This window comes from Streptomyces sp. CNP082 (assembly GCF_059570535.1).
Genome location: NZ_JCANSZ010000009.1, coordinates 114,801 through 136,349, shown reverse-complemented (window position 1 = coordinate 136,349; position 21,549 = coordinate 114,801). Strand labels below are relative to the sequence as shown.

General features: G+C 74.6%; 18 protein-coding genes. 9 read left to right on the top strand and 9 right to left on the bottom strand.

Features of this window, described 5'->3' with window-relative positions:
- Positions 1–337: 337 nt before the first annotated feature.
- Complete coding sequence (locus B124_RS11020) at positions 338–1,411, bottom strand: MBL fold metallo-hydrolase (protein ID WP_496502557.1); 1,074 nt, start codon at positions 1,409–1,411, stop codon at positions 338–340.
- A 123-nt stretch (positions 1,412–1,534) separates the two neighbouring features.
- Here B124_RS11020 and B124_RS11015 point away from each other — a divergent pair, with 123 nt between their 5' ends.
- The 3 genes from B124_RS11015 (at position 1,535) to B124_RS11005 (ending at position 5,133) form a co-directional block, all read left to right on the top strand.
- The gene (locus tag B124_RS11015) at positions 1,535–2,422 is read left to right on the top strand and encodes a helix-turn-helix domain-containing protein (RefSeq protein ID WP_496502556.1); all 888 of its coding nucleotides are present in this window, start codon (positions 1,535–1,537) and stop codon (positions 2,420–2,422) included.
- Positions 2,423–2,485: 63 nt separating this feature from the next.
- Positions 2,486–4,576 carry a S9 family peptidase gene (locus tag B124_RS11010; protein WP_496502555.1) on the top strand — a complete coding sequence of 697 codons (2,091 nt, stop codon included), beginning with the start codon at positions 2,486–2,488 and terminating at the stop codon, positions 4,574–4,576.
- Positions 4,577–4,656: 80 nt separating this feature from the next.
- Positions 4,657–5,133: a Rieske (2Fe-2S) protein gene (locus B124_RS11005; RefSeq protein WP_496502554.1), complete on the top strand. Its 477-nt coding sequence runs from the start codon at positions 4,657–4,659 to the stop codon at positions 5,131–5,133.
- Positions 5,134–5,263: 130 nt separating this feature from the next.
- Here the strand turns inward: B124_RS11005 and B124_RS11000 are convergent, their stop codons facing one another.
- Positions 5,264–6,163, bottom strand: coding sequence for a LysR family transcriptional regulator (locus B124_RS11000; RefSeq protein WP_496502553.1), 900 nt, complete (start codon positions 6,161–6,163; stop codon positions 5,264–5,266).
- A 74-nt stretch (positions 6,164–6,237) separates the two neighbouring features.
- Between B124_RS11000 and B124_RS10995 the strand changes: the two genes are divergently transcribed.
- Entirely contained in the window at positions 6,238–7,185 is a 948-nt protein-coding gene (locus tag B124_RS10995) for a DMT family transporter (RefSeq protein WP_496502552.1), read from the top strand.
- Positions 7,186–7,241: 56 nt separating this feature from the next.
- Here B124_RS10995 and B124_RS10990 read toward each other — a convergent pair whose 3' ends face one another.
- Complete coding sequence (locus B124_RS10990) at positions 7,242–8,573, bottom strand: aminotransferase class I/II-fold pyridoxal phosphate-dependent enzyme (RefSeq protein ID WP_496502551.1); 1,332 nt, start codon at positions 8,571–8,573, stop codon at positions 7,242–7,244.
- Between the two features lie 98 nt (positions 8,574–8,671).
- On the opposite strand from B124_RS10990, the gene B124_RS10985 reads away from it, so the two are divergent.
- Entirely contained in the window at positions 8,672–9,343 is a 672-nt protein-coding gene (locus tag B124_RS10985) for a pyridoxamine 5'-phosphate oxidase family protein (RefSeq protein WP_496502550.1), read from the top strand.
- On the opposite strand, the gene B124_RS10980 is transcribed toward B124_RS10985, so the two are convergent.
- Positions 9,325–10,377 carry an EamA family transporter gene (locus B124_RS10980; RefSeq protein ID WP_496502549.1) on the bottom strand — a complete coding sequence of 351 codons (1,053 nt, stop codon included), beginning with the start codon at positions 10,375–10,377 and terminating at the stop codon, positions 9,325–9,327. The two genes, B124_RS10985 and B124_RS10980, sit on opposite strands and share 19 nt — an antisense overlap.
- A gap of 188 nt (positions 10,378–10,565) precedes the next feature.
- On the opposite strand from B124_RS10980, the gene B124_RS10975 reads away from it, so the two are divergent.
- On the top strand, positions 10,566–11,327 hold the full coding sequence (locus B124_RS10975) for a DUF4232 domain-containing protein (RefSeq protein ID WP_496502548.1): 762 nt from the start codon (positions 10,566–10,568) through the stop codon (positions 11,325–11,327).
- A 91-nt stretch (positions 11,328–11,418) separates the two neighbouring features.
- Here B124_RS10975 and B124_RS10970 read toward each other — a convergent pair whose 3' ends face one another.
- From B124_RS10970 to B124_RS10960, 3 genes are all read right to left on the bottom strand, one after another.
- Complete coding sequence (locus B124_RS10970; RefSeq protein ID WP_496502547.1) at positions 11,419–11,973, bottom strand: PadR family transcriptional regulator; 555 nt, start codon at positions 11,971–11,973, stop codon at positions 11,419–11,421.
- Positions 11,974–12,135: 162 nt separating this feature from the next.
- On the bottom strand, positions 12,136–12,651 hold the full coding sequence (locus B124_RS10965) for a lytic polysaccharide monooxygenase auxiliary activity family 9 protein (RefSeq protein ID WP_496502546.1): 516 nt from the start codon (positions 12,649–12,651) through the stop codon (positions 12,136–12,138).
- A 117-nt stretch (positions 12,652–12,768) separates the two neighbouring features.
- A complete protein-coding gene (locus tag B124_RS10960; RefSeq protein ID WP_496502612.1) occupies positions 12,769–13,533 on the bottom strand; it encodes a CPBP family intramembrane glutamic endopeptidase in 765 nt (254 codons plus the stop codon).
- A gap of 101 nt (positions 13,534–13,634) precedes the next feature.
- Here B124_RS10960 and B124_RS10955 point away from each other — a divergent pair, with 101 nt between their 5' ends.
- On the top strand, positions 13,635–15,401 hold the full coding sequence (locus B124_RS10955; protein ID WP_496502545.1) for a substrate-binding and VWA domain-containing protein: 1,767 nt from the start codon (positions 13,635–13,637) through the stop codon (positions 15,399–15,401).
- Positions 15,402–15,467: 66 nt separating this feature from the next.
- Here the strand turns inward: B124_RS10955 and B124_RS10950 are convergent, their stop codons facing one another.
- Positions 15,468–16,961: a glutamate-cysteine ligase family protein gene (locus tag B124_RS10950; protein ID WP_496502544.1), complete on the bottom strand. Its 1,494-nt coding sequence runs from the start codon at positions 16,959–16,961 to the stop codon at positions 15,468–15,470.
- 458 nt (positions 16,962–17,419) lie between these two features.
- Here B124_RS10950 and B124_RS10945 point away from each other — a divergent pair, with 458 nt between their 5' ends.
- Both B124_RS10945 and B124_RS10940 read left to right on the top strand, forming a co-directional pair.
- Positions 17,420–18,007, top strand: a complete 588-nt coding sequence (locus B124_RS10945) for a hypothetical protein (RefSeq protein WP_496502543.1) — start codon at positions 17,420–17,422, stop codon at positions 18,005–18,007.
- Between the two features lie 257 nt (positions 18,008–18,264).
- Complete coding sequence (locus B124_RS10940) at positions 18,265–18,471, top strand: DUF5999 family protein (protein ID WP_101425852.1); 207 nt, start codon at positions 18,265–18,267, stop codon at positions 18,469–18,471.
- Positions 18,472–18,595: 124 nt separating this feature from the next.
- Here B124_RS10940 and gcvP read toward each other — a convergent pair whose 3' ends face one another.
- Positions 18,596–21,502, bottom strand: a complete 2,907-nt coding sequence (gene gcvP / locus B124_RS10935; protein ID WP_496502542.1) for an aminomethyl-transferring glycine dehydrogenase — start codon at positions 21,500–21,502, stop codon at positions 18,596–18,598.
- Positions 21,503–21,549: the final 47 nt, after the last annotated feature.

The window sequence follows — 21,549 nt, the reverse complement described above, 5'->3', positions numbered from 1 at the left end:
TGGTGAGCACGCGCAGCGGCAGTCCGTAGCCGCACTCCAGGGCGGCGGTCAGGGCGGCGCTCCCGGCCATCCCGTACGTCCGCGGGCCTGCGTCGCCGTCCGCCACGTCGTCCAGCGCATTGGCCGCCCGCCACCACAGCGCGTGCACGGCTGGAGCGTCGGGTGCCGGACCCCGTAGCACCGGTCGATGAACGCATCGAGGTACTGCTGTACACGCGGAAAGGCTTCCCGGATACGCCCCTCCGGGCCCGGTCCGGCCCGGAGGGCCCGTCGTCCCCGACTCGCCGCCCGCCGCGGCCGGCGCCCCCTCGGAACGGCATCAGCTGCGTACCGCGGGTCAGCGCAGGGAGAGGAACGGCCGGTTCAGGTGCGCCGTGGCGAGCACCGCGCCGCGCTCCTTCGCCCGTTCCAGCAGCAGGCGCCGGGTGAGACGGGCGAGGTCGGGGTCCTCTTCGAAGAAGTACCGCACGGCCGGGTCGGCGAGCTGCACGGCGTGGACGAGGACGTCGCCGGCGATCACGATCTGCCGGTCGCCGCCGTCCACGACCACCGACTGGTGCCCGGGGGTGTGTCCCGGCGTCGGCACGAGCGTGACGGCGCCGCCGCCGTACGCGGCCAGGCGGGTGCGGCCGTCGACGGCCTGCAGCCGCCCCGCGGCGCGCAGCGGGTCGACGGCGTACGCCACCGCGGCGTCGTCCGGGGCGAGGGCGGCGAGTTCGGCGGCCTGGACGACGTAGCTGGCGTGCGGGAAGGCGGGTACGCCGTCGGGGGTGACGGACCAGCCGTAGTGGTCCTCGTGCAGGTGGCTGAGGACGACGGTGTCCACGTCGTCCGGCGCGATGCCGGCGGCGGCCAGCCGCCCGGGCAGCAGCCCCGGCACCGGCGCCCAGCTCGCCGCGGGGCTGCCGGCCGGGCCGATGCCGGAGTCCACCAGGACGACCCGGCCGCTGGGGCGCCGTACGGCGAAGCAGCGGAAGTCCAGCTCCCAGGTGCCGCCGGGCCCGAACGCCCGCGGGTCGACGCGCCGCGCCTCCGCCCACGCGGCGGCGGAGGCGCCGGGGAAGGCGTCCGCGCCGGGCATGGGGAACGTCCCGTGCGCGTCCAGCAGCGCCGTCACCTCGAACCGCCCGGCCCGGCACACGGCCGCCCCGGCGGCCTCCGGGCCGGACGCGGGACCGGCCGCCGGAGCGACCGCAGTGCCGCCCGCTGTGCCGCCCGCCGGACCGCGGCGCGCCGGGGGCGCGGCGGCAGCCGCCGTGCCCGACGCCGCCGCGGCGACCGCCCCCGCTGCCGCCGCGCCCACGCCCCGCAGCACCCGCCGCCGCCCCCACACCCCGGCACCGGCGCTCCCTCCCCGCCAGCCGCCCGCCCCGGCACCCGGTGCTACGCCCCCGTCGTTCATACGCGCCATCACAGCTCCCCTGCTCCGCCGGCCGCCCACGCGTCCGCACAGCAGTCACCCTCCCGTCCACCGCCCCGTCCGCACTTGTAAGTTCGTGCTCGATCCCCGCCCCCCTGTGCAAGGCTTACGGGCATGGCCGCGACCCGGCGTGCGATCCTCACCGGCGACGACCTCTGCGCCGCCGACGTGTACTGCGGCGATCCGCCCGCCGGGTGGACGCCCCTGCGCGCCGCGGACGTCTTCGGGCTCGTCCTCGTACGCACCGGTGTCGTACGGACGCGGGCGGACGGCGTGGAGCAGACGATGGACCCCGCGTCGGTGTACGTCGAACGGCTCGGCAGCGAGCAGCAGTTCGCGCACCCGCTCGGCGCCGACCGCTACACCGAGCTGGTGCCCTCGGAGCCGCTGCTCGCCTCGCTGCTGGGCGGCGATCCGGCCGTGCCGGCGGGGCTGGTGTTCACCACGCCCGCGATGGCGCTGCGGCACCGCCTGCTGTGCGCGTCCGCGGACCGCGGCACCGGGGACCCCTTCTCGGCCGCCGAGTCGGCCGTCGCCCTGATCGCGGCGGCGCTCGCCCAACTCGACGCGCGCCGGGTGGCGAGCGGCGCTCCGGCCACCGCCGCGGCCCGGCGGCGGCTCGCCGACGGCGCCCGGGAAGCGCTGGCCGCGGACCCGCGCCTCGGGCTCCTGGCGCTCGCCGCCGGGCTGGGCTGCTCGCCGCACCACCTGAGCCGGGTGTTCCGGGCGGCGACAGGCGCCACGCTGAGCCGCTACCGCAACAGGCTGCGCGCCGCGCGGGCGCTGGAGCGCCTGGCCGCCGGCGAACGCGACCTCGGCGGGCTCGCGGCCGAACTCGGCTTCGCCGACCAGGCGCACATGACGCACGTCGTACGCGCCGAGTCCGGACTTCCCCCGGGCCGTCTGCGGGCCCTCCTCGCGCCCGCCGCCGCTGTGCCCCGCCAGGCGCGCGCGCCGGTGCGGGACCGGGGTGGCGTCACGCAGCCGCAGCGCCCGCTGTGACGTCCCGCCCGGCCGGGCTGTCCCCCTGGCGGCGACGGCTGATCTGTGTGCATGGTCTCGGGCATGAACGCTCAGCGCGCATCCGAGTTCCCCCGTCATCTCGCCCGTACCCGCAAGTTCACGCTCGGGCTGCCGCACGGCGCGACGGTCTCGCCCGACGGCGAGCGCGTCCTGTTCCTGCGCACCGGGAGCGGCACGGATGCCGTGGCGCGGCTGTGGCTCTACGAGGGGGGCGTGGAGCGGGAGTTGGCGGATCCGGCCGGGTTGCCGCGGGCCGGGGCGGAGCCCGTGGCGGAGCGGGTGCGGCGGGAGCGGGCACGGACGCGGACCGCGGGGGTCACCTCGTACGCCACGGACGCCGCCGTACGGCTCGCGGTGTTCGCGCTGGGCGGTGAGCTGTGGGCGGTGCGGACGGACGGCTCGGCGCCGTTCCGGGTGCCCGCCGCCGGGCCCGCCGTAGATCCCCGCCTGTCCCCCGACGGCAGGTACGTCGCGTACGTCACGGGTGGCGCACTGCACGCCGTCTCCGTCGGGGACGGCGAGGACCGGCTGCTCGCGGAGCCCGAGGGGGCCGACGTGACGTACGGGCTGCCCGAGCACGTCGCCGCCGAGTCGATGCACCGCGACCGCGGCCACTGGTGGGCCCCGGACGGCGGCGCGCTGCTCGTCGCGCGCGTGGACGAGTCCGGCGTGCAGCGCTGGCACCTCGCCGACCCCGCCGACCCGGCGGCCGAGCCGCGCACCGTGCGCTACCCCGTCGCCGGTACGGCCAACGCGGACGTCTCCCTGCACGTGGTCACGCTGGCCGGCCGCCGTACGGAGGTGCGGTGGGACCGGACGGCGTACGAGTATCTGGCCACCGTCCGCTGGGACGCCCACGGCCCGCTCCTCGGCGTGCAGAGCCGCGACCAGCGCACCCTGCTCACGCTCGCCGCCGACCCGGGCACCGGCGAGACCCGCGTGCTGGCCGAGACGCGCGACGCGCACTGGACCCGGCTCGTGCCGGGGACCCCCGCCAGGTCCGCGTCCGGCGCGCTGCTGCGGGTTGCGAACGACACCGCCACGGACACGTACCGCCTGCTTCGCGACGGCGAGCCCGTCACGCCCGCGGGGCTGCAGGTGCGCGCGGTGCTCGGAGTCGCGGGCGAGCGGGTGCTGTTCACGGCGGCCGAGGACCCGGCGGAGCGGCATGTGTGGTCGTACGAACCGGGGTCGGGCTGCGCGCCGCTGACCGACGAGCCGGGGCACCACACGGCGACCGCGGGCGGCGGGACGACGGTGCTGGAGAGCGTGACGCCCACCGGTCCTGCGACGCGGGTGCTGGCCGCTGGCCACCCGGCCGGGGCGCTGGTCTCCCTCGCCGAGGAGCCGGCGATCCGGCCCCGGCCGCATCGGCTCGACGGACCCGGCGGGCTGCGCAGCAACCTGTTCCTGCCGTCGTGGCACCGTCCCGGCGACGGCCCGCTGCCGGTGCTGCTCGACCCGTACGGCGGGCCGGGGCTGCGGCTGGCGGTGCCGGCGCGCGGGTGGTGGACGCTGGTCTCGCAGTGGTTCGCGGAGCAGGGCTTCGCCGTGCTGGTCACCGACGGGCGGGCCACGCCGGGCGCGCCGTCGTGGGAGCGGCTGAACAGCGGCGACAAGCGGGACAAGGCCGTCGAGGACCAGGTGCGCGGGCTGCAGGCGGCGGCCGGCCATCCGGACCTCGACCTGGAGCGGGTCGGTATCCGCGGCTGGTCGTTCGGCGGCTTCCTCGCCGCGGCGGCGGTCCTCACCCGGCCGGACGTCTTCCACGCCGCCGTCGCCGGCGCGCCCGTCACCGACGCACGGCTGTACGACACGCACTACCAGGAGCGGTTCCTCGGCCACCCCGCGAAGCACCCCGAGCACTACGACCGGTCGTCCCTGGTGGGCCTCGGCCACCGGCTGCGCCGGCCCCTGCTGTTCGTCCACGGCCTCGCGGACGACAACGTCGTCGCGGCCCACACCCTGCGGCTGTCCGGCGAGCTGCTGGCCGCGGGCCGGCCGCACACCGTCCTGCCGGTACCCGGCGCGTCGCACATGATCTCCGACGACGCGATCGCCGAGAATCTCCTCTGGTTCGAGCTGGCGTTCCTGCGGCGGGAGCTGAACGCCGGCCCTCCGGCGTACGTATGAGGGCGCTGAGGCACACGATCAGAACGCCGGGCCCGCCGGCCCAAAGGCGGCAGACCGGCGCACCAGGAAAGGGCCCCACCATGACGCAATCCCGCAACCCGGCCCGGCTCACCGCCCGCCGCACCGTCGTGGCCGCCGTCGGCGCCGGCGGACTCACCGCCGCACTCGCCGCCTGCGGCGACGACCCGGGCGACGGCGGCGACCCGGGCGGCTCCGGAGACTCCGGCGGCGCCCAGGAGCAGCAGCCGCAGAAAGAGGGTGGAGACGGCGGCTCGCAGCTCGGCACCACGGGCGAGGTGCCCGAGGGCGGCGGCAAGATCTTCAAGGACGAGAAGATCGTCGTCACGCAGCCGGAGCCGGGCGAGTTCAGGGCGTTTTCCGCGGTCTGTACGCACATGGGCTGCATCGTCAGCAGCGTCGAGGACGGCACGATCAACTGCGCCTGCCACGGCAGCAAGTTCGCCATCGCGGACGGCAGCGTCGCGACCGGCCCGGCTACGCAGCCGCTGCCCGCGGAGGACGTACGGGTCGACGGCGACACCCTGCGCCGGGGCTGACCCCTCCCAGGGCGTACACGCGGGGCGTACGCGGCGGGCGTACGGGAGACGAGGAGGGCCGGCCGGCCGCGGGTGGGGCGGCCACCGGCCCCGGCCGCCACCCCCGCGCCCGGGCGAACCGGGGCCGCGCTCAGACGGCGCGGCCCGTCACCTGCAGCGCGCGTACGGCCTCCCTGATCGACGGCCTGCGGTCGGCGTCGGAGCGCCAGATCGCGTAGATGTGCCGGTGCATCGCGCCGCGTACCGGCAGGATGCGTACGCCCACGGGCACCGGCCCGCGGCCCAGCCGCGGCGCGACGGCCACGCCGAGGCCCGCGGCGATGAGCGCGAGCTGCGTGTGGTGCTCCTCCGCGGTGTGCGTGATGCGCGGCTCGATGCCCTTGGCGCGCAGCGTGAACACCAGCCAGTCGTGGCAGAACTCGCTCTCCGGCCAGGAGATCCAGTCGTCGTCCGCGAAGTCCTCCAGAACCACGTCCGCGCGCCGCGCCAGCGGGTGGCTCTCGGGCACGGCGACGTCTGCCACGTCGTCGAGCAGCGGCGCCCGGGACAGGCCCGGGGGCAGCGGCAGCGGTTTGTTGTACCAGTCCAGGACGACGCCGAGGTCGTGGTCGCCGCGCATCACGCCGGGCACCGTCTCGTCCGGTTCCTGCTCGCGCAGTCGTACGCGCAGCTCGGGATGGTCGCGGCGCAGCGCCGCGAGCGCTGCGGGGAACAGCCCGCGGGCGGCGGTCGGGAACGCCGCGAGCCCCAGCTCTCCGACGGGCCGTCCGCGGTGCGCCTCCAGCTCGGACTGTGCCGCTTCGACCTGCGACAGGATCCGGTCGGCGTGCTCGGAGAGCAGCCGGCCCGCGTCGGTGAGGCGGATGCCGCGGCCGTTCTTGGCGAGCAACTGCTGCCCGGTCTCCCGCTCCAGCTTGGCGAGTTGCTGGGAGACGGCGGAGGTGGTGATGTGCAGCCCGTCGGCCGCGGCGCTCACGGAGCCGTGCCGGGCGACGGCGGCCAGGGTGCGCAGGCGTTCCAGGTTCAACATGTAAGCGATGCTACGAGATAGCTCCCACAAAGTCTCGCTTGTGCTACGAGGATCGGGTGGCTCACCGTAGTCCCATGACCACGGCACCGGCAGCCACCGACCCGGCCACCGCTTCCGCCGCCCGGAAGCCCGTCCTCGACTGGCGCGTCCGCTTCGCCGCCCTCTCCGTCATCTGGGGGTTCAGCTTCCTGCTCATCAAGCTGGGCACCGACGAGTTCGCCCCGCTGCAGGTGACCCTCGGCCGCATGGTGTTCGGCTCCGCCGTCCTCGTCGTCGCGCTGGCCGTGCGCCGGGAGTCGCTGCCGCGCGGCGGCCGTACGTGGGCGCACCTGGCGGTCGCCGCGTTCTTTCTCAACGCGCTGCCGTTCTCCCTCTTCGCCTACTCCGAGTTGCACATCCCCTCCTCCCTCGCCGGGATCTGCAACGCCACGTCGCCGCTGTGGGGCATGCTGCTCTCCTTCGTCGCACTGCAGGAGGACCGGCCGACACGCCGCCGGGTCGCGGGCCTCGGCCTCGGGTTCGCCGGCGTGCTGATCGTCCTCGGCGCCTGGCAGGGCTTCAGCGGCCAGGACCCGCTCGGTACGGCACTCGCGCTGCTCGCCTCGGCGAGCTACGCGGTCGGCTGGCTGTACGTACGCCGGACCCTGGCCGGCAGCCCACACTCCCACCTGTCGATGACCGGCGCGCAGCTCCTCCTGGGCACGGCGCAACTGGCGCTGGCCACCGGGCTGTTCACCTCGGCGCCCGGCTCGTATCCGGCAGTGCCGGTGCTGGCGGTCCTGGCGCTGGGGGCGCTGGGGACGGGGTTCGCGGTGCTCCTGCAGTACGGGCTGGTGGCCGAGGTGGGGCCGACGACGGCGCAGATGGTCACGTACTTCATCCCGGTCATCGCCACGGCCGCGGGCGTGGCGCTGCTCGGCGAGGAGCTGACGTGGAATACGCCGGTCGGGGCGGCGGTGGTGCTGGCGGGTGCGGCGCTCTCGCGCAGCCGGCCGCGCGGGGCGGACGCAGGGCGCGGGTAGGGGCGTTCGGTACGGGCGCTCCGTACGCCGTCCGCACCGGCAGCCCGTACTGCCCCTCAGACCCACCGCCGTCCGGGTGCGGGCCGTACCGCCGCCGCCACTGCGTCCGCCAGCGGTTCCACGTCCCGGCCGGCGAGCGGCGAGACGGTCAGCCGGATACCGGGCGGCGAGGCGAGGCGGAAGCGGGCGCCGGGTGCCGCCGCCCAGCCGGCCCTGAGGAGCTGCGTGACCGCAGAGGTCTCGTCGGGCACCGGCAGCCACACGTTCATGCCGCTGCGCCCGGCGGCCTCGACGCCGCGCCGCCGCAGCGCCGTCAGCAGTGCCTCGCGCCGCTCGCCGTACGAGCGGGCGACCGCCGCCGGGTCCAGGACCCCGCTGCCGCGCAGGTGGACGACCGCGTCCTGGAGCAGCCGGCTGACCCAGCCGGGGCCGAGGCGCTGGCGGCCCGCGACGCGGTCCACCGTCACCCGATCCCCGGTGAGCGCCGCGAGCCGCAGGTCCGGCCCGTACGCCTTGGCGGCGGAGCGCACCGCGAGCCAGTGCCGCGCGGCGCCGGCCAGCGGCTGTAACGGCAGATCGACGATCGCGTGGCCGTGGTCGTCCTCGACGAGCAGCACCTCCGGGTGCCGGGCGAGGACGGCGCGCAGCTCGGCGGCGCGCGCCGGGGTGAGCGCGGCGCCGGTCGGGTTCTGCGCGCGGGAGGTCACGACCAGAGCGCGCGCGCCGGCGGCCAGCGCCGCCGCCGTGCGCTCCGGCAGGGGCCCTTCGTCGTCCAGCTCCACCGGCACCGGCCGCAGGCCGAGCGCGGGCACGAGGTCGAGCAGGCTGCCCCAGGCCGGGTCCTCGACCGCGACCGCGTCGCCGGGGCGCAGATGCGCGGCCAGCGCGCGTTCGATCGCGTCCAGCGACCCGGAGGTGACGGCCACGGGGCCTGCCGGCACGCCGTCGGCGTCGAAGTCGGCGCGGGCGAGCCGGGCCAGCTCGGGGGCGACGCTCTCGTCGCCGTAGAGCACGGGACGTTCGGCGTGGCGGGCGGCTGCGGCGGCGAGGGCGGCGCCGAGCGGGGGCAGCAGGGCGGGGTCGGGGTTGCCCGTGGACAGGTCCCGGGCGCCGGGCGGTACGGCGACGCTGATCTGCTCGCGGGGTGCGGTCGCGGGGCGGGCCCGCACCCGGGTGCCGCGCCGCCCGGCGGTCTCGACGACGCCGCGCTCGCGCAGCATGCGGTACGCGGCGGCCACCGTGTTCGGGTTGACCGCGAGCTCCGCCGCCAGCGCGCGCAGGGGCGGCAGCGGGGCGCCGGGCCGCAGCGCGCCGGTGCCGATGCCGCGCTCGATGCTGGCGGAGATCTCTGCTGCGCCCCGCCCTTCGATCCGATACTCTCCTAGCACAAAGAAAGTATTGCACTAGTGCAATCTCACAGCAACTCCGCACGCCGCAGCCGCAGACCGGCGGCGCGCGCACCCGCCGAGCACCGAGGGAGCCGCCCGTGTCCACCACGCCCCCCGCCGACTACCGCCCCACCGACCGCACCGTGCCGACCCGCTCCCGCGAGCGCGCGTCGTACGACCGCACCGTGGTGCACGCCGTGCTCGACGCTGGCTACGTCTGCCACCTCGGCTTCGTCCGCGACGGCCGCCCCGTCGTCCTGCCCACGCTCTACGCCCGCGTCGGCGAGCAGGTGTACGTCCACGGCTCCACCGGCTCCCGCCCGCTGCGCACCGCCGGGCGGGCCGGGGACACCGGCCTGCCGGTGTGCCTGACGGTCACGCACGTCGACGGGCTGGTGCTGGCCCGCTCGGCGTTCCACCACTCGATCAACTACCGCTCCGCGGTGGTGCACGGCGACGCGCACACGGTGACCGACCACGACGAGCGGACCATGGCCCTCGACGCGATCGTCGACCACATCGTCCCCGGCCGGGCCGACGACTCCCGGCGCGCGAACACCAAGGAGCTGGCCCAGACGGCTGTGCTCCGGCTCGCCATCGAGGAGGTCTCGGTCAAGCTGCGCACCGGCGGCCCCAACGACGAGCCGGAGGACCTGGAGCTGCCGTACTGGACCGGGGTGGTGCCGGTCGCGCCGGTCTACGGCGCGCCCGTGCCGGCCGACGACCTGGCCCCGGGCATCGAGGCGCCCGGCTACCTGCCGGCGGGCTGACCCGGCGGCGGCGCGTCCGCGGCGGCGGGCGTCCCCGGCCCGTCGCCGGACGGCTCCGTGCCACCGTCCCGCGGCTGCGGCACGTTCCCGGCGGCCGGCTCGCCGCGCTCCCCCCGGCCCGCCCCCGGCGCCGCGAGCTGCGCGGTGAACGCGCCGATCAGCACCAGCGCACCGCCCACGATCTGGGCCGCACCCAGATGCTCCGCCAGCAGCACCCACGCCAGCACCGTGGCGACGACCGCCTCAAGGCACGCGACGACGCCCGCCACCGGCGGCGAGAGCCGGCGCACCGCAAGGACGCCGAACAGATAGGCCAGCACGGTCGTGACCAGGACGATCCAGACGATCAGCGTCCAGGCGGGCGGTCGCAGACCGTTGAGTTCGGCTCGCTCGCCGAGCAGCGACCACCGCAGGTTCCAGGGCCGGGAGACCAGGGTGAGCACGACGGCGCCGACGATCAGCCCGTACGCGATGACGCCCAGCGGGTTCGGCGCGGCGCCGTCGCCGTCACCGGCGCCGTGCCCGGCCAGGACGAAGTACGCGCACTGGCAGCACGCCGCGCCGAAGGCGAGGAGCAGCCCGAGCGGGTCGAAGCCGAGACCGGCCCAGACCTCGACCACGCACGCCAGTCCGGTGACCGCGAACAGCACGCCGACCGCCGCCTGCCGGGTGACCGGCCGCCGCTGGACGAACCGCACCCAGCCCAGCACCAGCGCGGGCCCGAAGAACTCGATGAGCAGCCCCACCCCGACCGGGATCCGGGCGATGGCCGCGAAGTAGAACGCCTGCACGCCGGCGACCGCGAGCACGCCGAACCCGGCGAGCAGCGCCGGCCGCTCCCGTACCAGCGCACGGTGCCGCCAGGCGAGCGGCAGCAGCACCAGTGCGGCGCCGGCTATACGCAGCCACACCACGTGCAGCGAGTCCATGCCCTGCTCGATGAGCGGTTTGGCCGCCACTCCGGAACCACCGAACGCGAGCGCGGAGGCCAGCGCGAGCCCGAGCCCCGCGCGCCTGTCGAATGACTGCTGCATGCGGCGATTATGTCAGCGCCGTACATGAGTGTCATTCCTCATTGCTGCTGTCATGAAGCGCGCGGGCGCACACCGCGCATCCTCCCCTCGCGGCACGGGAATCCACTCGGTGGAACCGATCGCTCCCCGCACGGGTCCAACGACCGGCACCCCACGATCTGGTCACCTCGAGCAGCCAGGGGGAAGACATGACACGACAGCCCAGCCGCGCCCGCACCCGCATCGCCCTCGCCACCCTCGCGGCGGCTGGGCTGCTGGCCGCAGGATGCGGCGCGAACTCCGACGACGGGCGCACGGACACCGCCGGCAACTCCAAGCCCCACGCGGCGCAAGGCGCCGACGGGAACGACGGCACGCACAACGGTGACGCAGCGCCACAGGACGCGCCCGCCGAGGACGGCACCGCACCGGAGAAGGCACCGGGCACCGCACAGGACGGCGACGCGGCGGACGAGAACGCGGCCGCCGAACCGCTCAAGGCGGAGCCCAAGACGGCCGTCAACGATGCCGGTGCAGCCCGCTGGTGCCGTACGGACGACCTGTCGGCCTCCGTACGCCCGCTCAACCCGGCGGCGGGCAACCGCTACGCGGCGCTCGTCCTCACCAACGACTCGGACTCCACGTGCCGCACCCAGGGCTGGACCGGCCTCCAACTGGTCAAGGCCAACGGCACCGACGTCCCGACCGAGGCGGTACGGGACCGCAGCCGCACCCCGTCGATGCAGACGCTCGCCCCCGGCTCCTCGGCGTGGAGCCGGCTGCACTGGACGGTGGTGGCCAGCGGCTCGGACGACGCGAGCGGCGCCTGCCGGCCGACGCCGGCGGAGCTGCAGGTCATCCCGCCCGACACCTACCACCACACGGACACCGCGTGGCGGCTCGGCGAGGTCTGCGACGCCGGCCGCATCGAGGCCCTGCCGCTGGCGAAGGGAGACGGCCCGGCGCGGTGACGGCGGCAGCGGCGCGGCTGAGCCGCGGCGCCCGGCCGGCCGGACCGGGGCACCGCGGCTCAGTGGCTCAACAGCTCAACAGCACGGCGCCTCAGCGCTCCTCGGCGAGGATCAGGTAGAGCTTCTTGCGGGCCTCGTTGACGACGGCCAGCGCCTCCTGGCGCTGTTCGGGAGTGCCAGTGGTGTACACCTGCCGAAACGCCTCGGCGAGCGCGAAGCCCGACTGCCGGACCTCCTGCAGCGCCTCCCAGTCGACCCCGCGCCCGGCGTCCTCCCAGGGCGCCTCGGGTCCCGACTCGGCTTCCTCGAGCCCGGCATCGGTGAGCGAGAACAGCTTCTTGCCGCCCTCGGTGGCACTGACGATCAGCCCCTCGTCCTCCAGCAGTTGCAGCGTGGGATAGACCGAGCCGGGACTCGGCTTCCAGGCACCGCCGCTGCGCTCGGAGATCTCCTGGATCATCTCGTACCCGTGCATGGGCCGGTCCTTGAGCAGGGCCAGAATCGACGCCCGCACGTCACCGCGGCGCGCGCGGCCCCGCGGGCCGCCGCGGCCCCGGCCGAAGGGCGGCCCGAACGGCGGGCCGAAACCGCCGAATGCCGAGCGGCGCCCGTCACGCGGGCCGCGCCCGTGTCCGTGGGATCGCATGGGTCATCACCTCTTCTATCTCTCTTCTGCGATCGGTTGCGACACATCAACGATATATCGACGACAGTCGCAGCGCAAGCACCGACTCCGGGACACGGCGAAGCCCCCGGGGAGCCGCTTGCTCCCCGGGGGCCCGGTACTGCCGTTACGACCGGCGCGACGTCACCGGATGTCGACGTCGATGCAGGCGTAGAAGGCGTTGCTGGTGTCGTACACGTTCCACACGGCCAGGACCTTCTGCCGGCCCGTGATGTTGCCGAAGTCGACCGTGTGGCTGAACTGCGAGGGCGGCTGCGCGCCGCCGTCGTTGAACTCCGCGACCTTCTGGCCGCCGACGAAGTACTGCCAGGTGCTGGTGCGGTGGTTGGCCGTGATCTGCCAGTTGAACGACTGCGTCCTGCTGACCGGCGTGACCGCCCAGCCCTTGCTGTCGTCGTTGAGTTCGGCGAACCGGCTGTTGCCGCCGTGACAGGTCGTCTGGCCCTTGGGCCCCTCGACGCTCTGCGGCTCCCACTGGATCTGACCGCACGAGACGGTCCCCTGCGCACACTGCTGCTGCCGGCTCGGCGGGTTGGTGATCCAGCCGTGCGCGCTCGCCTGCGGGGCCGGGAGGACGAGGGCGACTAACGGAGCCACGGTCGCCGCGACGACCGCTGCGCGCTTCTTGAGACTGCGCATCTTGTCTCTCCTTGCATGGGGGGCATTGGTCTAGACTTTATCTATTGTCAGACCACCGTCAAGACCCGGGACCAGGGAGACTCCGCCTCCGACACGGCGGGCCAACGCCGGAACGGCTCATTCCGTAGGCAGCCACCCCACCTTCCCCGCCAGCAGCGCGTACCCCACGAACGCCACGATGTCGATGAAGGCGTGCGCCGCCACCAGCGGCCCGACCCGCCCCCACCGCCGGTACAGCAGGACGAACACCACGCCCATCACCGCGTTGCCGATGAAGCCGCCGATCCCCTGGTACAGGTGGTACGTCCCGCGCAGCAGCGAGCTGCCCGCCAGCGCCGCCGCCGGGGTCCAGCCGAGCTGGTCCAGCCGGCGCAGCAGATAGCCGACGACGATGACCTCCTCCACCACCGAGTTCTGCACCGCGGAGAGGATCAGCACCGGGATCTTCCACCACACGTCCGGCAACGACTCCGGCACGACGGTCAGGTTGAACCCAGCCGCCCGCGCGCCCAGGTAGAACGCCAGCCCCGTACCGCCGATCACCGCAGCCACGGCCGCGCCCCAGCCCAGGTCGAAGGCCGGCCGCCGGTGGTCGAACCCCACCGCGCTCAGCCCGCCCGCGCACTCCCGCACCAGGAGGTACGCCACGAGCGCCACCGGCACGAGTGCGGTGGTGATGCCGAAGAGCTGCCACGCAAGATCCAGCCACGGACGACCCGGCGCGGCGGAGGAGTTGAGATTGGCCGACTGCTCCTTCAGCCCGCCCGGCCGGGTCACCGAGCCGGTGAAGCTGATCAGGGCCGAGACCGCGCTCGCGCCCAGGGACAGCGCCAGCACCAGCAGCGTTTCGCTGCGCAGCAGCCGGCGGGACTGGTCCTGCACTCGCTCCTCCAATTGCTCAATCCCTCCCCACGGGCCTCACCGTGTCGCTAGGGTCACGGAAAAAACACGTGACCAATATGCGGCTGTCCGGGGGGACGACCATGGGACGACACAGCTTGCCCGATGCGTACGGAACGGACGAAGCCGTGCTGCGGCGCAGCGTACGGGGCCGCACCGTGGTCATCGCGACCGCCCTCGTCCTGGCGATCGGCGCGGGGACGCTGGTCGCCGCGGAGACCGGCCTGCTGCCGTCGGACGAGCCGTGCGCCGGTGCCGAGCTGGAACTCGCCGTCGTCGCCTCCCCCGACATCGCCCCCGTCATCCGCAGGACCGCGGACCGCGCCCGCAAGGCCGAGCTGAAGTCGGACGGCCGCTGCCTGGACATCGAGGTGACCGCGCGGCCCGCCGCCGAGGTCGCCCAGTCGCTGCGCCGCAGGGACACCCCGCCGGACTTCCAGGTCTGGATCCCCGACTCCAGCGTCTGGACGGGCATGGTCACCGCCGGCGGCGAGGGCGCGACCGTCGACGAGGTGACCCGGCTGGCCAGTTCGCCCGTGGGCATGGCCACCCTCCCGGAGGGCTCCCGCAAGCTCGGCTGGCCCGAGAAGACGTACGGCTGGGCCGGGCTGACGGACGCCGCGCTGGGTGACGGCGCCGGCCTGCGCCTCGGCACCGCCGACCCCGCGGTGAGCGCCACCGGCGCGCTCGCGCTGACGGCGATGCACCGGGCCGGCGGCGAGCACGCGGACACCCGTACCGCCGCCACCGCCAAGCTGCTCGCCGAGCGCGTCGAGCCCGGCGACACCGCGGTGCTCGCCTCGCTGCCGGACTCCGGCCTGGACGACCCGCGGGACAACGACGCGCTGTTCCTCTCCGAGCAGGCCGCCTTCCGCCACAACGCCGGCGCGGGCACCGGCGAGCAGCTCGACATGTTCTACCCCGAGGGCGGCACGGTCGCGCTCGACTACCCGTACGCCATCGTCAACAACGACGCCATGGCGATGGACCGGGTCCGCGCCGCCAGCCGCTTCCAACGGCTGCTGACCGACGCCGAGTCCGCCGGCCTGCTGCGCCGCCAGGGCTTCCGCACCCCCCAGGGGGACCTCGACGCGGAGCTGGCGATGGCCGCAGGCGGCGCCGCCCCGCAGCCCTTCGACGCCCCGCCCGCCGAACCGCCCTCCCCCGACGAGGTCGCCTCGGTCCTCGGCATGTGGACCGTCACGGTGCAGAGCGCCCGGCTGACCACCGTGGTCGACGTCTCCGGCTCGATGGGTGAGCCGGTGCCGGGTGAGCCGGGGCAGACCCGTATGGACGTCACGAAGAACGCGCTGATCCAGGCGCTCGCCCAGTTCACCGGCGAGGACGAGATCGGCCTGTGGCGCTTCTCCACCCGGCTGGCGGGCGAGCAGGACTACGAGGAGGTCACCAGCACCACGCGGCTGGCCCAGCGCACCGACGACGGCACCAGCCACCGCGAACGCCTCGCGAGCGCCTTCGGCGGCCTCACGCCGGTGCCGGGCGGTGCGACGGGCCTGTACGACACGGTACTTGCGGCGTACGAGCGGCAGGTCAAGGAGTACGCGCCGGGCCGCTTCAACGCGGTCGTGCTCCTCACCGACGGCGCCAACGAGGACCCGGGCAGCATCTCCGCCGCGGACCTCGCCGCGCGGCTGCGCGAGACCGCCGACCCCGAGCGGCCGGTGGGCCTGATCGCCATCGGCATCGGGCCGGACGCGGATATCAAGGCGTGCGGGCGGATCGCGAAGGCGATCGGCGGCGAATCGTACCGGGTGACGGACCCGAAGGAGATCCACGCGGTGCTGCTGCGGGCGGTGACGGACGCCGGCGCGCGGGCGGCGCTGTCCTGAGCGGTACGGGCCGGGGCGCCGGCCGGAGACCCGCCGGCGCCCGTCCGGCCGCCGCCGGGCCGGCCGTCAGTCCACCGGCCAGCAGTGCACCGGCTCCTCCGTGCGGGTCAGCTCCACGTACCGCCGCGTCATCTCCGCGAGGGCCGCGCCCCGGTCCAGCCCGCGCCCCAGCGCCCGGCGGAACGCCGCCGACTGCCAGGACGCCCCGTTGACCCGGCGCCGGCAGCGCTCCTCGATGACGCCGAGACAGCGATCCCGGTCGGCCGGGTCGATGCCCCAGGCGTCCAGCCCGGAGGCGGCCATGGGCAGCAGTTCGTCCCGTACGAGCTTGGTCACCGGCACCCGCGCCACCCCGCCGAGCCGCCGCCGGCCGGGCCACACGAGCGTGGCGTCGATGCCGTGGCGGCAGGCGGCGGCGAAGTTGGCCGCCGCGCCGTCGAAGGGCAGCCGGCCCCAGACGGGCCGCTGCTCGTCGGCGAGGGTGCGCACCAGCCCGTAGTAGAACGCGACGTTGGCGACGACGTCGGTGACGGTGGGGCCCGCGGGCAGCACCCGGTTCTCCACCCGCAGGTGCGGGACGCCGCCGGCGACGTCGTACACGGGCCGGTTCCAGCGGTAGACGGTGCCGTTGTGCAGCACCAGTTCTGACAGCTTCGGCACCCCGCCCTCGTCCAGCACCCGCAGCGGCTCCTCCGCGGAGCGCAGCGGCAGCAGCGCGGGGAAGAAGCGGATGTTCTCCTCGAACAGCTCCAGCGGCTCGGTGATCCAGCGCTCGCCGAACCAGACGCGCGGACGCACGCCCTGCGCGCGCATCTCCGGCGGCCGGGTGTCGGTGGCCTGGAGGAACAGCTCGGGCCGCGACTCGCTCAGCAGCTCACGGCCGAAGACGAACGGCGCGTTGGCACCGAGCGCGATCTGCACGGCCGCCACCGCCTGCGAGGCGTTCCAGACGTCCGCGAACCGCCCGGGGGTGACCTGGAGATGCAGTTGGACGGAGGTGCAGGCGGCCTCGGGGGCGATGGAGCCGGTGGTGTACACCAGCTCCTCCACCCCGCGCATGTCGAGGTGGATCTCCTCGCCGCGGGCGGCGAGGATCTGCTCGTTGAGCCGGTGGAAGCGGTCGACCTCGGAGAGGTTGGCGGAGACCAGGTCGGCGCCGGTCAGCGTCGGCAGGATGCCGATCATCACGATCCCGGCGTCCACCTCGCGCGCCTGCCGGTCGGCGTACCGCAGCCCGGTGCGCAGCTCCTCCGCGAGCTGGTCGAGCACCCGGCCGGCGAGCCGGTGGGGCGCGATGTTGACTTCCAGGTTGAACTGGGCCAGCTCGGTCTGGAAGTCGGAGCTCGCGATGCGGTCCAGCACTTCCGTGTTCATCATGCGCGGCATGCCGTCCGCGCCCACGAGATTCAGCTCTATCTCCAGCCCCATCAGATTCTGCGGGCGGTCGAATCTCTTCTCCTCCAGCAGTCGCTCCAGCCCCGCGAGACACTCGCGCAGCCGCTGCCGATAGCGGTGGCGGTCGGACAGGTCGAACCCGCCGGCGACGACCTTCTCGCCCATCGGGGTTCCTCCTCGGCTCGGCTGCCCGGGATGATGCCCAGGTGCGGGGACCCTGACGCCCGGCGACCGGCGTTCTTCGGCTACGCTGGCCGCCCGCGCGGGCCGGGGCCGTTCCGATTGCACACCGCCCCACGCACACCGCGCCGTGAGCCGATTGGTCGCCATCACCGACGAGATCCGGCCGACCCCGGGCACAGACTATTGCCGAACCTGCCAGGGAATTCACGCCGATCTTGGGAAAAGACCAGAGAATATTCGACCGAGAATCCCCTTGCGCAATTCACCCGGGCGACCAGGCGGAAGGGCTTCTACCGGTAGTCGTATAAAATTCGCGAACGAGGCAGAGAGTTGGCGCCCCCTTGCACGGATGCGGTCCCCTCTGACCCCGCTAGCAGACAGCGCCGTCCGCATCTTGCCCCCTGCTCTGCTCCACGTCTGTCGAAGGTAGGCGAGCCCTCATGCCGCTCAGCGTCCTTACGCCCCCCTCCCCGGCTCTGCGCAGCGTCCACGCCGCGCTGAAGTCCCCGACGGCGGTGCGCGGGACCCGTACGCTCGCGCCGACGTCCGGGACCGGCCCGGCGGGCGCCACGGACCCGCTGCCCGTCCACGTCCTGGACGGTGTCGGGGCCGCGGACGGCGCGCCGCACGCGGCGCTGGCCGGCTGGCGGTTCCACCTCACCGCCGAGGGCCGGGTCGTCGCCGCCGCGGAGGCGCGGATCACCCCGGACGGCTGGGCGTTCTCGCACTTCTCCGAGGGTCCGTACGTCGCCTCCACCCAACGCGCCCTGCGTCAGGCCGAGTCGCTGTCCGCCCTCCTGCAGCCGCGGCTGCTGTCCGTGCCCGAGCTGTACATGGTGACGCTCTGGCTGCGCGCCGACGCGGACGCCGCGGCCGACTCGGGCGCGGTCGACCCGGCCGATCTGCTGGTGCCGCTGGCGCCCGCGCCGCCCGGCATCCCCGCCCACCGCGCGCACCGCGCGGGCGACCTGCTGCCCGCGCTGCGCGACCGGCTGGCCGGGGGACGGCTGCTCGGCTCCTCCGCCTGATCACGGAGAGGTCACGGTCTGATCACCGCTGTGGACTAGTCCACTCCCCGCCGGTGCGCCCCCCGAAAGGATGGTCAAGCACGGAGCAACCGCCCGCGGGAGTGATGCGTCTTCTGCCCCGGAGACCACCTGCCGGTAAATCCCTGCGAATTGACGCGCGCGGGGGAACACTGGATACGGAACGAGTCGACACGGGGGCGGCGATGACATCTGCAGACCGCGGAACCGAGACCACCCGACAGCGAGAGTATCCAGCCATGTGCCAGCACCAGCCACCCTGTCCCACCGCCCAGTCCACCGACCGGGAGGCGGCGCGCCCGGTGGCGAACCACCCGGAACAGGGCTGGAGCCTGCTCTGCAACGGTGTTCTGCTGTTCGAGGACACGGGCGAGCTGCTTCCCGACGGCCGGATCATCGCGCCGCACCGGCCGCCGAACGCCGACGACGTGACCGCCGCGGCCTGAGCGGCACGGGCACCGGACCCGGCCGGCGCCCGCCGGCCGGTCCCCCTCGCCCGCGCACCCGTCCCGCACGCCGCCGGCCCGGCGCGGGGCGCCGGGCCGGGTGCGGTACGCGCGAAGGCGTACGTCAGGCGTCGTAATCCTCCAACGGGGGGCAGGAGCACACCAGGTTGCGGTCGCCGTAGGCGCCGTCGATGCGGCGCACCGGCGGCCAGTACTTGTCCGCTGGCGTCACCCCGGCCGGGAAGACGGCTTCGTCCCGCCCGTACGGGTGTGTCCACTCCCCCGCGAGCTGCGCCGCGGTGTGCGGCGCGCCGACCAGCGGGTTGTCGTCCTTGTCCCACTCCCCCGAGCCGACCCGGTCGATCTCCCGCCGGATCGCGATCATCGCCTCGCAGAACCGGTCGAGTTCGCCCAGGTCCTCGCTCTCGGTCGGCTCGATCATCAGCGTCCCGGCCACCGGGAAGGACATCGTCGGGGCGTGGAAGCCGTAGTCGATCAGCCGCTTGGCCACGTCGTCGATGGACACGCCGGTCGCCTTGGTCAGCGCCCGTACGTCGACGATGCACTCGTGCGCGACGAGCCCGCCGGGCCCCGTGTACAGCACCGGGAAGTGCGGCTCCAGCCGCTTGGCCACGTAGTTGGCGCCCAGCACCGCGACCTGGCTGGCCCGGCGCAGACCGCCCTCGCCCATGAGCTTCATGTACGCCCACGAGATCGGCAGGATCCCGGCCGAGCCCCACGGCGCCGCCGAGACCGGGCCGACGCCCGTCTCGGGGCCCGCGGCGGGCTGCAGGGGGTGGTTCGGCAGGTACGGGGCCAGGTGCGCGCGGACGGCGACCGGGCCGACGCCCGGACCGCCGCCGCCGTGCGGGATGCAGAACGTCTTGTGCAGGTTCAGGTGCGAGACGTCGCCGCCGAACTTCCCCGGCCCGGCGAGGCCGACGAGCGCGTTGAGGTTGGCGCCGTCCACGTACACCTGGCCGCCGGCTGCGTGCACCGCGTCGCAGATCTCCGTGATGTGCTCCTCGAACACGCCGTGCGTCGAGGGATAGGTGACCATGAGCACGGCCAGCTCGTCGCCGTGCTGCTCGATCTTCGCGCGCAGGTCGTCCGCGTCGACCTCGCCGTTCTCGGCGGTCCTGACGACCACGACCTTCATGCCGGCCATCACCGCGGAGGCGGCGTTGGTGCCGTGCGCGGAGGACGGGATGAGGCAGACGGTGCGGTGCTCGTCGCCGTTCGCACGGTGGTACGCCCGTACGGCCAGCAGGCCCGCCAGCTCGCCCTGCGAGCCGGCGTTGGGCTGCAGGGAGACCTTGTCGTAGCCGGTGACGGCGGCCAGCCCTTCCTCCAGCTCGCGGATCAGGGTCAGGTAGCCCTCGGCCTGGTCGGCGGGCGCGAAGGGGTGCAGGCCGGCGAACTCCGGCCAGGTGACGGCCTCCATCTCGGCGGTCGCGTTGAGCTTCATCGTGCAGGAGCCGAGCGGGATCATGCCGCGGTCCAGCGCGTAGTCCCGGTCGGCCAGCGTGCGCAGGTAGCGCAGCAGGGCGGTCTCGGAGCGGTGGCGGTGGAAGACGGGGTGGGTCAGGTACTCGTCGGTGCGCAGCAGCCCGGCGGGCAGCGCGTCTGCGGTCGCCGCGTCCAGCGCGTCCACGTCCTGGCCGGTGACGCCGAAGGCGTCCCAGACGACGGCCAGATGGTCGCGGACGGTGGTCTCGTCGCAGGTGACGCCGACGTGGTCGGCGTCGGCGAGGCGGAGGTTGACGCCGGCGTTGCGCGCGCGGGCGGTGACCTCGGCGGCCCGGCCGGGGACGCGGACGGTGACGGTGTCGAAGAGCGCGTCGTGGACCACGTCGGCGCCGCCGGCCTTCAGGCCCGCGGCGAGTATCGCGGCGTAGCGGTGGGTGCGCCGGGCGATGGCCGCCAGGCCCTCGGGGCCGTGGTAGACGGCGTACATCGAGGCCATCACCGCGAGCAGCACCTGCGCGGTGCAGATATTGCTGGTGGCCTTCTCGCGGCGGATGTGCTGCTCGCGCGTCTGGAGGGCCAGCCGATACGCCTGCGCCCCGTCCGCGTCCCTGGAGACGCCGACGAGCCGCCCGGGCAGGCTGCGCGCGAACTTCTCGCGGACGGACATGTAGCCGGCGTGCGGCCCGCCGAAGCCCATGGGGACGCCGAAGCGCTGGCTGGAGCCGACCGCGATGTCCGCGCCGAGCGCCCCGGGCGAGGCCAGCAGGGTCAGCGCCAGGAGGTCGGCGGCGACGGTGACGACGGCGCCCAGCTCGTGCGCCTGCTCGATGACGGGCACGAGGTCGCGTACGGCACCGGAGGCGCCCGGGTACTGCAGCAGCACGCCGAAGACGCCGCGCTCCGCGACCTCGGCGGGGATGCCGCCGGCCAGGTCCGCGACGACGACCTCGACGCCGGCCGGCTCGGCGCGGGTGCGCAGCACCGCGACGGTCTGCGGCAGGGTGTCGGCGTCGACCAGGAAGACGCCGTCCTTGACCTTGCCGACGCGCCGGGACAGCGCCATCGCCTCGGCGGCAGCCGTGCCCTCGTCGAGCAGCGACGCGCCCGCGGTGGGCAGCCCGGTGAGGTCGGAGACGACGGTCTGGAAGTTGAGCAGCGCCTCCAGCCGGCCCTGGGAGATCTCCGGCTGGTACGGGGTGTACGCCGTGTACCAGGCGGGGTTCTCCATGACGTTGCGCAGGATGACCGGCGGCGTGTGGGTGCCGTGGTAGCCGAGGCCGATCATGGACGTCAGCACCTCGTTGCGGGCGGCCAGGCCGCGCAGCTCGGCCAGCACCTCGGCCTCGGAGCGGGCCTCGGGCAGCGCGAAGGCGCCGGTGCCCTTGATCGAACCGGGCACGGCGGCCTCGGTCAGCTCGTCCAGCGAGCCGTAGCCGACCTGGGCGAGCATCTTGTCCCGGGCGCCCGCGTCCGGGCCGATGTGGCGCTGCTCGAATTCGGTGCCGCGCTCCAGGGCGGAAAGCGGGATGCGGCGGGCGTTCGTCTCGGACGGATCAGACAACGGGGCCTCCTGGTCGCGCGGACCTTCGCGGATGCCCATGGGCCGGG

Coding starts and splice junctions, on each gene's coding strand:
- B124_RS11000 (WP_496502553.1), bottom strand. CDS start 6,163: ATGTTGAACCTGGAACGCCTGCGCACCCTGGCCGCCGTCGCCCGGCAC.
- B124_RS11015 (WP_496502556.1), top strand. CDS start 1,535: ATGGCCGCGACCCGGCGTGCGATCCTCACCGGCGACGACCTCTGCGCC.
- B124_RS10975 (WP_496502548.1), top strand. CDS start 10,566: ATGACACGACAGCCCAGCCGCGCCCGCACCCGCATCGCCCTCGCCACC.
- B124_RS10965 (WP_496502546.1), bottom strand. CDS start 12,651: ATGCGCAGTCTCAAGAAGCGCGCAGCGGTCGTCGCGGCGACCGTGGCT.
- B124_RS10940 (WP_101425852.1), top strand. CDS start 18,265: ATGTGCCAGCACCAGCCACCCTGTCCCACCGCCCAGTCCACCGACCGG.
- B124_RS10970 (WP_496502547.1), bottom strand. CDS start 11,973: ATGCGATCCCACGGACACGGGCGCGGCCCGCGTGACGGGCGCCGCTCG.
- B124_RS11005 (WP_496502554.1), top strand. CDS start 4,657: ATGACGCAATCCCGCAACCCGGCCCGGCTCACCGCCCGCCGCACCGTC.
- B124_RS10980 (WP_496502549.1), bottom strand. CDS start 10,377: ATGCAGCAGTCATTCGACAGGCGCGCGGGGCTCGGGCTCGCGCTGGCC.
- B124_RS10995 (WP_496502552.1), top strand. CDS start 6,238: ATGACCACGGCACCGGCAGCCACCGACCCGGCCACCGCTTCCGCCGCC.
- B124_RS10945 (WP_496502543.1), top strand. CDS start 17,420: ATGCCGCTCAGCGTCCTTACGCCCCCCTCCCCGGCTCTGCGCAGCGTC.
- B124_RS10955 (WP_496502545.1), top strand. CDS start 13,635: ATGGGACGACACAGCTTGCCCGATGCGTACGGAACGGACGAAGCCGTG.
- B124_RS11010 (WP_496502555.1), top strand. CDS start 2,486: ATGAACGCTCAGCGCGCATCCGAGTTCCCCCGTCATCTCGCCCGTACC.
- B124_RS10950 (WP_496502544.1), bottom strand. CDS start 16,961: ATGGGCGAGAAGGTCGTCGCCGGCGGGTTCGACCTGTCCGACCGCCAC.
- B124_RS11020 (WP_496502557.1), bottom strand. CDS start 1,411: ATGGCGCGTATGAACGACGGGGGCGTAGCACCGGGTGCCGGGGCGGGC.